13 protein-coding genes and 1 pseudogene are annotated in these 15,856 nt (G+C 70.0%); 7 read left to right on the top strand and 7 right to left on the bottom strand.

Annotated elements, in window-relative coordinates:
• Positions 1-232: 232 nt before the first annotated feature.
• The 6 genes and pseudogenes from ACFY0F_RS17040 to ACFY0F_RS17065 form a co-directional block, all read right to left on the bottom strand.
• Positions 233-901, bottom strand: coding sequence for a potassium-transporting ATPase subunit C (locus tag ACFY0F_RS17040; protein WP_388794103.1), 669 nt, complete (start codon positions 899-901; stop codon positions 233-235).
• Positions 902-925: 24 nt separating this feature from the next.
• Positions 926-3,022 (bottom strand): potassium-transporting ATPase subunit KdpB, encoded by a 2,097-nt coding sequence (kdpB, locus tag ACFY0F_RS17045; protein ID WP_388793957.1) that lies wholly within the window; start codon positions 3,020-3,022, stop codon positions 926-928.
• 65 nt (positions 3,023-3,087) lie between these two features.
• Positions 3,088-4,767, bottom strand: coding sequence for a potassium-transporting ATPase subunit KdpA (gene kdpA, locus ACFY0F_RS17050; RefSeq protein ID WP_388793960.1), 1,680 nt, complete (start codon positions 4,765-4,767; stop codon positions 3,088-3,090).
• Positions 4,768-4,775: 8 nt separating this feature from the next.
• Entirely contained in the window at positions 4,776-4,865 is a 90-nt protein-coding gene (gene kdpF / locus ACFY0F_RS17055) for a K(+)-transporting ATPase subunit F (protein ID WP_009326374.1), read from the bottom strand.
• Positions 4,866-5,119: 254 nt separating this feature from the next.
• Positions 5,120-5,315 (bottom strand): annotated as a pseudogene (locus tag ACFY0F_RS17060) (amino acid permease); the annotation flags it as partial.
• Between the two features lie 158 nt (positions 5,316-5,473).
• Positions 5,474-6,466: an alpha/beta fold hydrolase gene (locus tag ACFY0F_RS17065; protein ID WP_388793964.1), complete on the bottom strand. Its 993-nt coding sequence runs from the start codon at positions 6,464-6,466 to the stop codon at positions 5,474-5,476.
• Positions 6,467-6,840: 374 nt separating this feature from the next.
• Between ACFY0F_RS17065 and ACFY0F_RS17070 the strand changes: the two genes are divergently transcribed.
• Positions 6,841-8,076, top strand: a complete 1,236-nt coding sequence (locus tag ACFY0F_RS17070; RefSeq protein ID WP_388793967.1) for an Ig-like domain-containing protein — start codon at positions 6,841-6,843, stop codon at positions 8,074-8,076.
• A 152-nt stretch (positions 8,077-8,228) separates the two neighbouring features.
• Positions 8,229-10,535 carry an NEW3 domain-containing protein gene (locus tag ACFY0F_RS17075; protein ID WP_388793970.1) on the top strand — a complete coding sequence of 769 codons (2,307 nt, stop codon included), beginning with the start codon at positions 8,229-8,231 and terminating at the stop codon, positions 10,533-10,535.
• On the opposite strand, the gene ACFY0F_RS17080 is transcribed toward ACFY0F_RS17075, so the two are convergent.
• Positions 10,536-11,432, bottom strand: coding sequence for a helix-turn-helix transcriptional regulator (locus ACFY0F_RS17080; protein WP_388793973.1), 897 nt, complete (start codon positions 11,430-11,432; stop codon positions 10,536-10,538).
• An 84-nt stretch (positions 11,433-11,516) separates the two neighbouring features.
• Between ACFY0F_RS17080 and vdcB the strand changes: the two genes are divergently transcribed.
• From vdcB to ACFY0F_RS17105, 5 genes are all read left to right on the top strand, one after another.
• Positions 11,517-12,110 (top strand): non-oxidative vanillic acid decarboxylases subunit B, encoded by a 594-nt coding sequence (vdcB, locus tag ACFY0F_RS17085; RefSeq protein WP_388793976.1) that lies wholly within the window; start codon positions 11,517-11,519, stop codon positions 12,108-12,110.
• Positions 12,111-12,140: 30 nt separating this feature from the next.
• Positions 12,141-13,568, top strand: a complete 1,428-nt coding sequence (locus tag ACFY0F_RS17090) for a non-oxidative hydroxyarylic acid decarboxylases subunit C (protein WP_388793979.1) — start codon at positions 12,141-12,143, stop codon at positions 13,566-13,568.
• Between the two features lie 33 nt (positions 13,569-13,601).
• Positions 13,602-13,841, top strand: a complete 240-nt coding sequence (locus ACFY0F_RS17095) for a non-oxidative hydroxyarylic acid decarboxylases subunit D (protein WP_388793982.1) — start codon at positions 13,602-13,604, stop codon at positions 13,839-13,841.
• A 271-nt stretch (positions 13,842-14,112) separates the two neighbouring features.
• On the top strand, positions 14,113-14,487 hold the full coding sequence (locus tag ACFY0F_RS17100; protein ID WP_388793985.1) for an ArsR/SmtB family transcription factor: 375 nt from the start codon (positions 14,113-14,115) through the stop codon (positions 14,485-14,487).
• A 267-nt stretch (positions 14,488-14,754) separates the two neighbouring features.
• A complete protein-coding gene (locus ACFY0F_RS17105) occupies positions 14,755-15,732 on the top strand; it encodes a zinc-binding alcohol dehydrogenase family protein (protein WP_388793988.1) in 978 nt (325 codons plus the stop codon).
• Positions 15,733-15,856: the final 124 nt, after the last annotated feature.

Genomic DNA, 15,856 nt, shown 5'->3' on the forward strand with positions numbered 1-15,856 from the left:
TCGACGGGGGCGGCGTCGCGCCCTGGTGATGTGCCTGCAGGTCGATGACGAGGGCCCGCGCGAGCTGCGGGTCGTCCCCCACCACGAGTACCTGGGGCATGGGGTCTGCCCCTCCTGTCGTGCGTCGGGCCCTGCGCGCCGGGGGCGGGGCGACCGACTGCATGGCGGCGGGAGCCGGCGGATCCGGGACGACTCCCGGGCCGCCGGCTCCCGTGTGGTTCGCGTCAGGCCGTCACCGCTTCGCCACGAGATCCTTGAGCGCGATGTTGAGTTGCAGGACGTTCACCCGGGGTTCGCCCATGAAGCCCAGGGTGCGGCCCTCGGTGTGGTCCTTGACCAGCTTCTCCACCTGGGCGGCGGGCAGACGGTTCCTCTCGGCGACGCGGTGGACCTGGAGGTCGGCGTAGGCCGGGGAGATGTCCGGGTCCAGGCCGGAGCCGGAGGAGGTCACCGCGTCGGCGGGGACCTGGGAGGGCTTGACCGTGTATCCGGGCACCGAGTTGTCCTTGACGACGGCGGCCTTGGCGGCCTCGACCTGTTTGATCAGGTCCTTGTTGTCGGCGGACAGGTTGGTGGCGCCGGACAGGATCAGCTTGTACCGGGTGTTGACGCTGTTGGTGCCGAGCCCGTCCGCCGGGCGGCCCTGGAACCACTTCGGATCCGGGTCCGGGGTCTCCTGGCCCTTCTTCAGCGGCAGGTTGTACTGCTGCCCGATCAGGGAGGAGCCGACGACCCTGCCGTCCGCCTTGATCTCGGAGCCGTTGGCCTTGTCGTGGAACAGGCCCTGGGCGATGCCGGTGACGACCAGCGGGTAGACGACGCCGGTCACCAGGGTCAGCACGAGCAGGGCGCGCAGGCCCGCGCCGAGCAACCGGGCAGTGTTCACGAAGGAGTTGTTCACGTCCTTCATCACGCCTTTCAGGAATTACAGCCCGGGGATCAGGGAGATGAGCAGGTCGATGATCTTGATGCCGATGAACGGGGCGATCAGGCCGCCGATGCCGTAGATCCCGAGGTTGCGGCGCAGCATCCGGTCCGCGCTCAGCGGCCGGTACCGCACGCCCTTCAAGGACAGCGGCACGAGCGCCATGATGATCAGCGCGTTGAAGACGACGGCCGAGAGGATGGCGGAGTCGGGCGAGGACAGGTGCATGATGTTCAGCTTGTCCAGGCCGGGATAGACCGCCGCGAACAGCGCCGGGATGATCGCGAAGTACTTGGCGACGTCGTTGGCGATGGAGAACGTCGTCAACGCGCCCCGAGTGATGAGCAGTTGCTTGCCGATCTCGACGATCTCGATGAGCTTGGTCGGGTTGGAGTCGAGGTCGACCATGTTGCCGGCCTCCTTGGCGGCCGACGTACCGGTGTTCATCGCCACGCCGACGTCCGCCTGCGCCAGGGCCGGGGCGTCGTTGGTGCCGTCACCGGTCATCGCGACCAGCTTGCCGCCCGCCTGCTCCCGCTTGATCAGCGCCATCTTGTCCTCGGGGGTGGCCTCGGCGAGGAAGTCGTCGACACCGGCCTCCTCGGCGATGGCCTTGGCGGTGAGCGGGTTGTCGCCGGTGATCATGACGGTCTTGATGCCCATGCGGCGCAGTTCCTCGAACCGCTCCCGCATGCCGTCCTTGACGACGTCCTTCAGGTGGATGACACCCACGACGCGGGCGCCGTCGGTGTCCTCGACGGCGACGAGGAGCGGAGTGCCGCCCGCCTCCGAGATGCGGTCCGTCAGTTCCTGAGCGTCCGCGGCGACTTCGCCGCCCCGTTCTTCCACCCAGGCGATGACGGAGCCGGCCGCGCCCTTGCGGACCTTGCGGCCGTCCACGTCCACGCCCGACATACGCGTCTGGGCGGTGAAGGCGATCCACTCGGCGTGGGCCAGCTCACCCTGGTGGCGTTCGCGCAGCCCGTACCGCTCCTTCGCCAGTACGACGACGGAGCGGCCCTCGGGGGTCTCGTCGGCCAGCGAGGACAGCTGGGCGTCGTCGGCGACCTCGGCCTCGGTGGTGCCGCACACCGGCAGGAACTCGGCGGCCTGCCGGTTGCCGAGGGTGATCGTGCCGGTCTTGTCGAGCAGCAGCGTGGAGACGTCACCGGCGGCCTCCACCGCCCGCCCCGACATGGCGAGGACGTTGCGCTGGACCAGGCGGTCCATGCCCGCGATGCCGATCGCGGACAGCAGGGCGCCGATGGTGGTCGGGATCAGGCAGACCAGCAGGGCGACCAGCACGACCATCGTCAGGTGGGTGCCCGCGTAGTCCGCGAACGGCGGCAGGGTCGCCACCGCCAGCAGGAACACGATGGTCAGCGAGGCCAGCAGGATGTTCAGGGCGATCTCGTTCGGCGTCTTCTGCCGCGCGGCGCCCTCGACCAGGTTGATCATCCGGTCGATGAACGTCTCGCCGGGCCGGGTCGTGATCCTGATGACGATCCGGTCGGACAACACCTTCGTACCGCCCGTCACCGCGGACCGGTCACCGCCCGACTCGCGGATGACGGGGGCCGACTCGCCGGTGATCGCCGATTCGTCGACGCTGGCCACGCCCTCGACCACGTCACCGTCTCCGGGGATCACGTCGCCCGCCTCGCAGACGACCAGGTCGCCGATCTTGAGTTCCGTGCCGGGTACGTGCTCCTCACTGTCACCCACGAGCCGTCGGGCGACCGTGTCGGTCTTGGCCTTGCGCAGCGTGTCGGCCTGCGCCTTGCCACGGCCCTCGGCGACCGCCTCCGCCAGGTTGGCGAAGACCACGGTCAGCCACAGCCAGGCGCTGATGGTCCAGCCGAACCAGTCACCTGGATCCTTGAAGGAGAACACGGTGGTCAGGACGGAGCCGATCCACACCACGAACATCACGGGCGACTTGACCATGACCCGCGGATCCAGCTTGCGGAAGGCGTCCGGCAGCGACTTGACGAGCTGCTTGGGGTCGAACAGGCCCGCGCCGACACGGCCCTCGGCGGGCCGGTGACCGGTGGGGACGTCGCTGTGCGGCGCCCGGGCCGGGGTGACTGTGGACATCGGGTCCTCTGGCTTCTCTGGCTTCTCTGGCTTCTCTGGCTTCTCTGGCTTCTCTGTACGGGTGGTCATGACGCCAGCCCCTCGGCGAGCGGTCCCAGTGCGAGGGCCGGGAAGTAGGTGAGACCGGTGATGATCAGGATCGCGCCCACCAACAACCCGGTGAACAGCGGCTTCTCGGTGCGCAGGGTGCCCGCGGTGACCGGCACCGGCTGCTGCTCGGCGAGTGAGCCCGCCAGCGCCAGGACGAACACCATCGGCAGGAAACGGCCGAGCAGCATCGCGACTCCGGTCATGGTGTTGAACCAGTCGGTGTTCGCGTTCAGACCGGCGAAGGCCGAGCCGTTGTTGTTCGACGCCGACGTGAAGGCGTACAGCACCTCGGAGAAGCCGTGCGCCCCGGAGTTCAGCATCGAGTGCGGTGGGGTCGGCAACGCCATGGAGGCGGCCGTGAAGACCAGCACCAGCGCCGGCGTGATCAGGATGTAGGCGGCGGCGAGCTTCATCTCGCGGCCGCCGATCTTCTTGCCCAGGTACTCGGGCGTCCGGCCGACCATCAGACCGGCGATGAACACCGCGATGACGGCCATGATCAGCATGCCGTACAAGCCGGAACCGGTACCGCCGGGCGCGATCTCGCCGAGCATCATGCCGAGCATGGCGATGCCGCCGCCGAGCCCCGTGAAGGAGGAGTGGAAGGAGTCCACCGCGCCGGTCGAGGTCAGGGTCGTGGACACCGCGAAGATCGACGAGGAACCGACGCCGAAGCGGACCTCCTTGCCCTCCATCGCCCCGCCGGCCGCCTGGAGCGCCGGGCCGTGATGGGCGAACTCCGTCGACATCATCAGGGCCACGAAGCCCAGCCAGATCGTGAACATGGTCGCGAGGATCGCGTAGCCCTGCTTCACGCTGCCGACCATCACCCCGAAGGTGCGGGTCAGCGAGAAGGGGATCACCAGCAGCAGGAAGATCTCGAAGAGGTTCGTGAACGGGGTCGGGTTCTCGAACGGGTGGGCGGAGTTGGCGTTGAAGTAGCCGCCGCCGTTCGTGCCGAACTCCTTGATGGCCTCCTGGGAGGCGACCGCGCCGCCGTTCCACTGCTGCGCACCGCCCATGCTGTGCCCATGGAAGAATTGACCGACCTCGTGGATGCCGGAGAAGTTCTGGATCGCACCGCAGGCCACGAGCACGACGGCGGCGATCGCCGCGCCCGGCACCAGGATGCGGACGGTGCCGCGGACCAGGTCGGACCAGAAGTTGCCGAGCTCACCGGTGCGCGAGCGCGCGAAGCCGCGCACCAGCGCGACCGCGACGGCGATCCCGACGGCCGCGGAGACGAAGTTCTGCACGGCCAGACCGGCGGTCTGCACGACGTGGCCCATGGTCTGCTCGCCGTAGTACGACTGCCAGTTGGTGTTCGTCACGAAGGACACGGCCGTGTTGAACGACTGCGCCGGGTTGACGGAGGAGAAGCCCATCGAGCCGGGCAGGACACCCTGGAGTCGCTGCAGCAGGTACAGGAAGAGGACGCTGACGACCGAGAACGCCAGGACACCGCGCAGGTACGCGAGCCAGGTCATCTCGGTGTCCGGGTCGGCACCGATGGCCTTGTAGATCCACTTCTCCGCCCGCAGGTGCTTCTTCGAGGAGTAGACCCCGGCCATGTAGGTGCCGAGAGGGATGTAGGCGAGCGCCAGTGCACCTATGAGGGCGAGCAGCTGGAGGACGCCGGCGAGTACGGGACTCATGTCTGCGCTCAGAACCTCTCCGGGAAGATCAGGGCGAGGACGAGATAGCCCAGCAGGGCGACGGCCACGACCAGGCCGACGACGTTCTCGGCGGTCACAGCTTCGTCACCCCCTTGGCGACGAGGGCCACCAGCGCGAAACCCGCGAGGGTGATGACGACGAAGGCCAGATCGGCCATCGCGAACTCCTGGAGTGAGGTTCGGTTCAAGGGGACGACTAGAGGAGACCCCTGGCCGGCCGGATCCGGTCGTCCGTTGACGGCTCTCTTACGGCGGTCCCTACGGCTTTGACGGGACCCTTACGGCAGCTGATCCTCACCGGCGAGTAGGACGCGTGGCGGTCGCCGACCCGCTCACGGCAGCCGGGGGCGCAGCGGGCAGATCGCCGCGTCGGTGTCCCGCCGCTACCGCGTGTGCGACGGCCGTGCCCCGCTGCTTCCGCAGCAGCCGCTGCGGCAGCCGATCCGGCTCGGTCTCCGGGATCAGCACGGTGACGCGGGAGCCGGGCCCGGCGGCGGCCACCTCGCGGACGTACGCGGCGAGCGGACGACTGGCGCACCCAGGCGGACCGGCTTCTGGACCTGGTCATGGCCGGCCTGCGCGCGGGAGCACCTGGACGGGGATGACGGCCGAACGCCGGCGACCGGGCGGGACGCTTCCGGCACGCCCGAGCATGCCCCGGTGGACATTCCCGGCCGGGGCCGGCGTCACCGGCTGCGCCTGCGCGCGGTGGCACGGGTGTCCGCGAGGGCTTCCACGGCCGCCGCGACCTCGCGGGGGCTGGAGATCATGGTGAGGTGGCGGGCCCGGGGAACGAGGGTGGGTGGTGGGGCGCCGACGCGCCGCGCGGTCTGCTGCGGGGTCTGCTCGCTGAACACGTCGTCCTGGGCACCGAACACGACGGACTTGGGGATGCGGACGGCGGCGAGTCGGGCCACCTGGTCGGCGGGGAGGCCGGGCACGCCCTGGCCGAGCATGTCCCACAGTGCGGCTTCGGCCCCCGGCACCCGCAACGGCCGACGCCACTCGTCCACTCCGGCGGCGTCCAGGCGCGGACAGGCCGGCCCGCACTGGGTGTCGTAGAACGAGCGGATCAGCCAGTCGCTGCCGAGGCCGAGGCGCAGCAGGCTGGTGCGGTACGGATCGATCAGCACGTACTTCAAGGCGGACGGCGGACCGGCGCCCGTGTCCAACGCGTCCCCGTCGAGCAGCATCACGCCCCCGATCCGCCCCGGAGCTCGCAGAGCCGCCTCCGTGACGACCGCGGCTCCGCTGGAGTGGCCCACCAGAAGGGGGCGTTCGCCCGGGCCGCCGAGGTGCAGGGCGCCGAGGAAGCCCAGGAGCTGCCGGGTGAAGTGGTCGACGGTGTAGGGGCCACGGCGTTCGCTGTAGCCGTCTCCGGTCAGGTCCAGCGCGTAGACCCGGTGATCGCGGGCGAGGAGCGGCGCGAGGCGTGACCAGGTGTCCGCCTGCTCGAAGGCGCCGTGGACGAGGACGACGGGCGACCCGCTCGTGCCCCAGGTCCGGTACCGGGTGCGGACATCGGCCGCCTGCACGTAGCGCAGCCCCTTGGGGGGTGCGGCACGCCCCGCGGTGAAAGCGTTGAAGACCAGGGAGGCCGTGGTGACGACGGCCAGCAGGACGGTGCAGACGGACACCGCGCGTCGCAGCCACCGCCTGAGCCGCGGCTCACGTGCCACGGGTGTGCTCCCCGTGGCGTCGGCATCCGCCGACCGGGGTCCGGTCGGCGGGGGTTCGGTCGGCCCGGCCTGGGAGTGGGCGTTCACATCAGCGTCCTGTCCGTCCCCGTCGGCGCTCCGCTGCCGCCGCGGTCATATACGAAGCGGTCACGGCACCGGACGCCACGGGGGCGCCTCACACGGTACCGGGGCGGCCGAAACCGACGCGCCGGCGATCCGCGTCACCGCACCCTTCGAGGGCGGCACGGAACGTGAGCTTCACCATAATCTGTCCCTTTTCAGCCGGATGTATGGATAAGTAGCTCTAAGGGCTGGTCGCACACTCCGGCAACCTGCTCCAGGGACTCACAGAACCAGCGGCATGGGAGAAGCGTTTGATCACGGCACGTAAGCGACGCACCGGACTGGCGGCTGCGGCCGGCGTACTCGGCGGCGTGCTCGCCGTCACGACCGGCGGCACCGGTCACGCCGCCGACGGCGGCAACGGCGCCGGCGCTCACCCGACGCCGCAGGCGCCCGCGAATCAGACGGCGGCCCAGGACGCGTCCGACGCCCGAATAGACATCAGTCCCCGGCCGGGCGCCCACTATGTCGGGATCAACTACCCGGTTCAGGTCACCGTGAGCAACGGCACGCTCACCCAGGTGACCATGACGGCCGTCGCCACCGGTGACGAGATTCCGGGCACCCTGTCCGCGGACGGCACGTCCTGGAAGCCGAACGGCCCCCTGGAAGGGGGCACCACGTATCAGATCGCCGCGCAGGCCGCGGACGCCCAGGGCCGCCCCGCCACCGGGAACGCCACCATCACCACGGTCTCCCCGGCCGGCGACTTCCTAGGACACCTCTCCCCCGCGGACGGCTCGACCGTCGGCGTGGGCATGCCCGTGACGGTCACCTTCGACAAGGCGATCGGCAACAAGGCCGCCGTGCAGTCGAGCATCACGGTCAGCTCCAGCAGCGGCCAGCAGGCCGTCGGTCACTGGTTCAACGACCACCGTCTGGACTTCCGACCCAGGAACTACTGGAAGCCCGGCTCCACCGTCACCGTCGGGCTCGACCTCCAGGGCGTCCACAGGACGGTCACGTTCAAGATCGGCCGGAGCCAGATCAGCACGGTCGACGCCAGGACGAAGACGATGACCGTCGTACGGGACGGCAAGGCGATCAGGACCGTCCCGATCTCGTCCGGCAGCCCCGAGCACCCGACGTACAACGGCCAGATGGTCATCGCCGAGAAGTACAGGCACATCGACATGAACGGTTCGACCGTCGGCCTCATGAAGGACGGCAAGCCTGCGTACGACATCAAGGACGTACCGCACGCCATGCGCCTGACCTCCTCGGGCACCTTCATCCACGGCAACTACTGGGCCGCCGACCCGGTCTTCGGCAACGTCAACACCAGCCACGGCTGCGTGGGACTGAAGGACGTCAAGGGCGGCGGCGACGACACGCAGCCCGCCGCGTGGTTCTTCGACCACTCGCTGATCGGTGACGTCGTGATCGTCAAGAACTCCGAGGACAAGGCCGCGCTGGCGCCGGACAACGGCCTCAGCGACTGGAACATGCCGTGGAGCGAGTGGGTCGCGGGCAGCGCGCTCCACTGACACCGGCGAGGGCGGCCCCTCACAGATCAACGGGCTCGAGATGATTCATCGGATGAATGTCTTGACGCGGCGGTAGATCGCACGTAGAACGTGTGCGGTTCGACCCGTAAGGACATGGCACCTTGCCCTTGACCATCCCGAGGAGCCGCCCCATGCATGCCAGATTGATCAGACGTCTGTTACCGGTAGTGCTCTCCCTGGGACTGGTCGTCGGAGCGTCGTCCGCGGTGGCCGCCCCCGCACCCGGGGCCCCGGCGGACAGCTCCCCCTCCCTGTCGTCCACACCGCCCATGGGCTGGAGCAGTTGGAGCGCTCTGCGCGAAGGCGGTAGCCTCACCCAGGACGGGATCAAGGCCCAGGCGCGGGTCATGCACGACAAGTTGCAGCGGTACGGCTACCGGTACATCAACATCGACGCCGGCTGGTCCGACCACCTGGACGCGTACGGGCGCGACGCCTGGGACACCACCCGCTTCCCCGACGGCCTGCCCGCGCTCGCGTCGTATCTGCACGGTCTGGGCCTGAAGTTCGGCATCTACCTCACGCCGGGGGTGCCGATCGAGGCGTACCAGAAGAACCTGCCGGTCCACGGCACCCCGTACCACATGCAGGACATGGCGGACCCGACGCGGCCCGGCAACACCCACAACGACTCCTACCGCATCGACTTCGGCAAGCCCGGCGCGCAGGAGTACGTCCAGAGCTACGCCGATCTGTTCGCCTCCTGGGGCGTCGACTACATCAAGATGGACTTCGTCGGCCCCGGCGGCGGCCTCGTCCCCACCGACAACCGCCCCGACATGAAGGCATGGCACCAAGCCATCGCCGCCACCGGCCGGCCGATGCACCTGGAGCTGTCCAACTCGCTCAGCATCGCGGATGCCGCCACCTGGCGGGCCACCAGCAACGGCTGGCGCACCGGCGGCGACATCGAGTGCTACTGCGGCGTCAACGGCTCCAGCACCCCGCTGACCAGTTGGCAGCGGATGTCGGCCCGGTTCGACCAGGTCGCCGACTGGCAGCCGTACGGCGGACCCGGCGCGTTCAACGACTACGACTCGATCGAGGTCGGCAACGGCGACGACGGCGGGCTGACCCCCGACGAACGGCGGACCCAGCTGAGCCTGTGGTCGCTGGCGGCCTCACCGCTGCTCCTCGGTACGGACCTCACCAAGCTCTATGGCCCCGACCTCGAGCTGCTGACGAACCGTGACGTGATCGCCGTCGACCAGGACGCGACCGACGCCTCCCGGGTGAGCAAGAGCGCGACCGCTCAGGTCTTCGCCAAGACGGAGCCGAACGGCGACGTGATCATCGGGCTGTTCAACACCGGGCCCGGCGCCCAGACCGTTTCCGTCGCCCCGGGAACGGCCGGCCTGCCCGCCTCTTCCTCGTACCGCCTCGACAACCTGTGGACGCACCAGGTCGCCCGAGCCTCCGGCAGCGCCGTCGCCGCCTCCGTCCCCGCCCACGGCGTGGCCCTGCTCCGGGTCCGCCCCTGGTCCACCGGCACGGCCCCGGCCCGCCCGCAGACCGGTGTGACCGTCAGCGCTCCCGACACCCTGACGATCGGTCAGCAGACCACGGTGACCGCGGACTTCACCAACCGGGGCACCACCGCCGCGACCGCTGTCCACATGACCCTGCGCGTCCCGAAGGGCTGGAGGGCCACCGCGCTCTCCCGCACCTCCTTCGTCTCCGTCGCCCCCGGCGCGACCGTCCGCGCCACCTACCGTGTCACGGCACCGTCATCCATCCCCCAGCTCTTCCCGACCGCCCGCCTCGACGCCGGCGCCGGCTTTCTCTGGCACACCGGCACCCCTGTCCCCGGCATCGGCTCCGCCGCCGGGCACACCTCCGTCCGGCTCGGCGCACCCGTCCGGGCCCCGTTCCGCGCCTTCGCCTCCACCCCTGAGCCCGCGCAGTTCTCGCAGGTCGGCACCGCCTTGGGCATCCGGGCGGCCGGCTCCGACGTCTACGGATCGAACAACGGGTACGGGGCGCTCTACCTCCCCGGTGCGGAACAGGACGGCTCCAGCACCACGGTCCGCGTCACCGGGCAGCAGTACCAGAACTCCGGGGCGAAGACCGGCATCATGGTGCGCAACGACATCACGGCCGCGAACAGCTCACCCGGCTACGTGACCGTAGGGGTGAGTGCGAAGAAGGGCTACTTCATGCAGTGGGACGCCGACGGCGACGGCCGGCTCGACTCCGGCACCGTCGCCAACGGCTCCGGGGTCGGCAAGCCGGTGCTGCCCAGCTGGATCCGGCTGGTCCGCTCCGGCACCGCCTACACCGGCTACTACTCCACCGACGGCACCGTCTGGACCCCGCTGAGCACCGCGAACATTCCCTCCGCGGCGGCCACCCAGGACGTCGGCCTCTTCGGCACCGCCCACAACCCGGGCTACCCGAGTGAGGACGACTTCGCCGACTTCACCACCACCGGCCACTGATCACCTCTGGACACCCCGGAACGTCCCCGGCGTCACACCCGTCCTCAGCCGGAAGAACTTGGTGAAGTCGCTGGCGTCGACGAAGCCGAGGCGGTCCGCGACCTCTTTCGCCGCCAGGCGGCTGTGCTGGAGCAGCCGCTTGGCCTCCAACAGCACCCGGTCGTCGATGTACTGCTTGGCCGTGCGGCCCGTCGCGGCGGACGCGGCCCGGGTCAGCGTGCGCGGACTGTAGCCGAGTGCCGCCGCGTAGTCCTCGACGCGCCGGGTCACCGCGTGGTCCCGCTCGACGGCCGCGTGGAAGCGGCGGAACGCCTCGGAGGAGGCGGCGGGCCGGGGAGCCGGGCCGCGGGCCTGTGCGAGCCGCATCACCAGGACGGACAGCAGGGCGCGCAGTACCTCGGTGTGTGTCCGCAGCTCCAGCGAGGCCAACTGGCCGTACTCGTAGCCGAGATGGTCGAGGGCGCGGCGCACGCCCTCCGCGTCCGGGCCCTCGGGGGTGAGTGGTCGCTGCTCGTACGGGGGGTCCATGTGGGCCGCCGCCACGGTCGCGGGCGGCAGGAATCCCGCCTCGAACAGCACGATCACCCCGTCCGCCGCCCTCAGGCCGGGGCCGAACCGCTGCACCTGCCCCGGCCGGATCCACAGCCATGACCCCGGTCGCAGTGCGTACTCGACGAAGTCCACTCCTACCAGCAGCGGCCGGTCGCGGGCGTTGATCAGCTGGTGGAAGGACGGGCGCAGCGGCGCGTACGGGTCGTTGCCGTGGCGGCGGGCCCGCTCGTACAGGGCGGCGAGCTCCATCACCTCGACCCCGGCCGGTGCGCCGACGGTCGGGGTGTAGGCCAGGTCCCTGACGTCGGTATGCCGATCCTGTCGATCGTGTCCGTTTTTCCCCATCGTGAGTCCCGAGGGTACCGCCGCCGCGGCCGTACCGACTCCTAGCGTGAAAGCACAGGTCAGCAACGTGTGAGGAGTGGTCCTGTGCGGTTGCTCGTGGGAATGACCGGGGCGACGGGCGCCCCGTTCGGTGTCCGGCTCCTGGAGAACCTGCGCGAGCTGCCGGACGTGGAGACGCATCTCGTCCTGTCCCGTTGGGCACGCACGACGATCGAGCTGGAGACCGGCCTGTCCGTGGCGGAGGTGTCCGCGCTCGCGGACGTCATCCACCACCCCGACGACCAGGGCGCCACCATCTCCTCCGGCTCCTTCCGCACCGACGGCATGGTGATCGTGCCGTGTTCCATGAAGACCCTCGCCGGAATCAGGACCGGGTACGCGGAGGGCTTGGTCGCGCGCGCCGCCGATGTCGTTCTGAAGGAGCGGCGCAGGCTCGTACTGGTCCCCCGAGAGACCCCGCTGAGCGAGATCCATCTGCAGAACATGCTCGAACTCGCCCGCATGGGCGTGCAGTTGGTGCCTCCCATGCCCGCCTTCTACAACCACCCGCGCACCGTCGACGACATCGTCGACCACGTGGTGGCCCGCATTCTCGACCAGTTCGAGCTGCCCGCGCCCGCCGCCAGGCGCTGGGCCGGAATGCGCGCGGCCCGCACCGCTTCCCGCGACGCCGCCTGAAGCCCCCTGCCCACGGCAAAGGAGTTCCCCATGGCCTACGACGATCTGCGCAGCTTCCTCGGCACCTTGGACGAGCAGGGGCAGCTCCTGCGCATCACCGACGAGGTGTTGCCCGAACCCGATCTCGCGGCCGCGGCCAACGCGACGGGCCGCATCGGCGAGAACGCCCCCGCCCTCTACTTCGACAACGTCAAGGGCTTCACCGACGCCCGGATCGCGATGAACGTGCACGGCTCCTGGGCCAACCACGCACTCGCGCTCGGACTGCCGAGGAACACCCCGGTCAAGGAGCAGGTGGAGGAGTTCGCACGTCGCTGGGACGCGTTCCCCGTCGCGCCCGAGCGCCGCGAGGACGCGCCCTGGCGCGAGAACACCCGGGAGGGCGACGACGTCGACCTCTTCTCGGTGCTCCCGTTGTTCCGTCTCAACGACGGAGACGGCGGCTTCTACCTCGACAAGGCCGCGGTCGTCTCGCGCGACCCCGAGGATCCCGGGAACTTCGGCAAGCAGAACGTCGGCACGTACCGCATCCAGGTGATCGGCACCAACCGTCTCGCCTTCCAGCCGGTCCCCATGCACGACGTCGCGCAGCACCTGCGCAAGGCCGAGGAGAAGGGCGAGGACCTGCCCATCGCCATCACCCTCGGCAACGACCCGGTGATGGCGATCGTCGCCGGGATGCCGATGGCGTACGACCAGAGCGAGTACGAGATGGCCGGCGCCCTGCGTGGTGAGCCCGCCCCGATCGCCACCGCGCCGCTCACCGGCTTCGACGTACCGTGGGGCAGCGAGGTCGTCATCGAAGGCGTCATCGAGTCGCGCAAGCGGCAGATCGAGGGTCCCTTCGGCGAGTTCACCGGCCACTACTCGGGCGGGCGCCGCATGCCCGTCATCCGCGTCGACCGCGTCTCGTACCGGACGAACCCGGTCTTCGAATCGCTCTACCTCGGCATGCCGTGGACGGAGTGCGACTACCTCGTCGGCCCCAACACGTGCGTGCCGCTGCTCAAGCAGCTGCGCGCCGAGTTCCCCGAGGTGAAGGCCGTCAACGCCATGTACACGCACGGCCTGATGGTGATCATCTCCACGGCCAAGCGGTACGGCGGCTTCGCCAAGGCCGTCGGTATGCGCGCCATGACGACGCCGCACGGACTCGGCTACGTGTCCCAGGTGCTCCTCGTCGACGAGGACGTGGACCCCTTCGACCTGCCGCAGGTCATGTGGGCGATGTCGGCCAAGGTCAACCCGAAGGACGACGTCGTCGTCATCCCCAACCTGTCCGTCCTGGAGCTGGCCCCGGCGGCCCAGCCCGCCGGCATCACCAGCAAGATGATCATCGACGCGACGACGCCTGTCTCCCCGGACGTCCGCGGCAACTTCTCCACGCCCGCCAAGGACCTGCCGGAGACCGCGCAGTGGGCGGCCCGACTGCAGCGCATGCTCGCGGACCGCGCCTGAACACCCTCCCCGCTCTCCTGAAAGGACGACCCCATGAGCGATCTGCCTGCCCAGTGCCCCCGCTGCGCCTTCGAGACGGTCGCCCGGCTCGCCACCTCACCCGTCCCCGGAGTGTGGGACGTACTCCAGTGCGGCCGCTGCCTCTACACCTGGCGTACGACCGAGCCCGCCCGTCGTACGCGGCGCGACGCCTACCCCGAGAACTTCCAGCTGACGCCGGCCGACATCGCGAACGCGATCGAGGTGCCGGAGGTGCCGCCACTTCTCCAGTAGCGGGGCCGCAGGGGCGGGGACCGGCACGGTGGCTGATGCTCCGTGGCCGGTCCCCGGCCTCCTCAGGAGTGCCGTGCGCCCGGCATCGTGTCCCAGAACGCGCACTGGTATTCCGCCGAGTACTCGCCTCCCCGCCCATGACCGGGTTCGCCGCCACGGTTTTGCCGGGCCGGACGCTTCGCCTGGAGTGTAAAATGTTCATCGAACACTCAACAGGCTGCAGGGGACCTCGCGGAGTGCCCGAGCGCGCACGGACAGCAGGGAGCGGTGTATGTCGAACCAGGCCGCGGGGGGAAGTCACCGGTCGGCTCCGGTCCACACACATCCCGACGACGTCCCCCTGCTCACCGCGCTCTCCGCGGTCGCCGATCCCGTGCGCATCCAGCTGATACGGGAGTTGGCCGGGTCCCCGGACTGGACACGCAGCTGTGGCAGCTTCGACGTATCGGTCGGCAAGGCCGCGAAGAGCCACCACTTCGCGGTGCTGCGCGGCGCCGGCCTGATCGAGCAGCGGGACGAGGGTCCCAAGCGGCTCAACCGGCTGCGTCGGGAGGAGTTCGACGCCCGCTTCCCCGGCCTGCTGGACCTGGTACTGAGGGGCGACTCGGCGGGCGTCCCGAGAGAGGACGGCAAGGAAGCCGTCTGAGGGATCCCCCGCCCAGGGATCACCACGTCGGCCCTGGCCTCGCCCGAGCACTCGCCCGACTGCCTTGCGTCCGGGCCTCGGATTTACGGAGCGGGGCGTCATGCCCTCGTCGTCACCGGAGCCGCCACCGCGGGGCATGACACGCCGCCGCGGCGACCCGTCCCAAAGCCCTGGAGCGCCCCCTCCACTTGCCCAGTGTTCGATGAACGTCTTACACTCATAGTGTTCGCTTTTCGTCGAACTAGTCGTGGGGAGGTGCGTTCCGTCATGCGCGCAGTCGAGTTCCAGGAGTACGGCGGTCCCGAGGTGCTGAAGGCCGTGGAGGTGGGAACTCCCGAGCCCGGGCCGGGCCAGGTGACCATCGACGCGGCCTACGTCGGCGTGAACTACGCGGATCTCAAGGCGCGCGCCGAGGGTTACCGGGTGGAGTCGCTGCCCTTCCGTCCGGGCCTGGAGGTCTCCGGCCGGATCCGGGCCGTCGGCGAGGGCGTCGACGGGCTGCGTCCGGGGCAGGAGGTCGCCGCCCTCGTCCACGGCGGCGCCTACGCGGAAGTGGTGGTCGCCGAACACACCACCGTGTTCCCCCTGCCCGAGGGCCTGGACCTGCGGACAGCGGCCACGCTTCCCACCGTGCTGCCGACCGCGCACGCCCTCGTCCACGAGGTGGGACGGCTTCGGTCCGGGGAGAGCGTGCTGGTGCACGGCGCCGCGGGAGGTATCGGTACCGTGGCCGGGCAGCTGGCACGGGCGGCCGGTGCCGGTGCGGTGTACGGCGTGGTCTCCACCTCGGCCAAGGCCGGGCACGCCCTCGAGCACGGCTATGACCAGGTGTTCACCACGGACTCCTTCGCCGACGAGGTTCGCCGTGCCACCGGCGGCAGGGGCGTCGACCTGGTGCTCGACCCGGTGGGCGGCGAAACCCTTCGCCACGGCCTCGACGTTCTGGCCGTCTTCGGTCGCCTGGTGTCCTTCGGCAACGCGAGCGGGGCCGAGCCCTGGCACGTGGGACAGGCCGAGCTCTATGCCAAGGGCCGTGCCGTCGGCGGCTTCTCCATTCTGGCCCTCGCTCAGTCGGCGCCCGAGGCCCTGCGCTCACTGGCCGAGCGCGCCTTCGGCACGGTCACGGGCGGCACCGTGACCCTTCCGATCACCGCGGAGTTCGCGCTCGCGGACGCGGCGCAGGCCCATCGGCTGATGGGCGGGCGTACGTCGACGGGCAAGCTGCTGCTGCGAGTGACCGACTGAGCACGGGCACGGAGGCGATGTGGTCGCCATGCGACATCGCCGTACCATGCATGGTGGGTTTGCCCCCGTACGGGCGCCCGGAGGGGCGGTTCACCACCGCCGACGGCGGTTCGCTGCGTCGGCC

It is taken from the genome of Streptomyces sp. NPDC001544, assembly GCF_042894285.1.
Classification (GTDB): domain Bacteria; phylum Actinomycetota; class Actinomycetes; order Streptomycetales; family Streptomycetaceae; genus Streptomyces.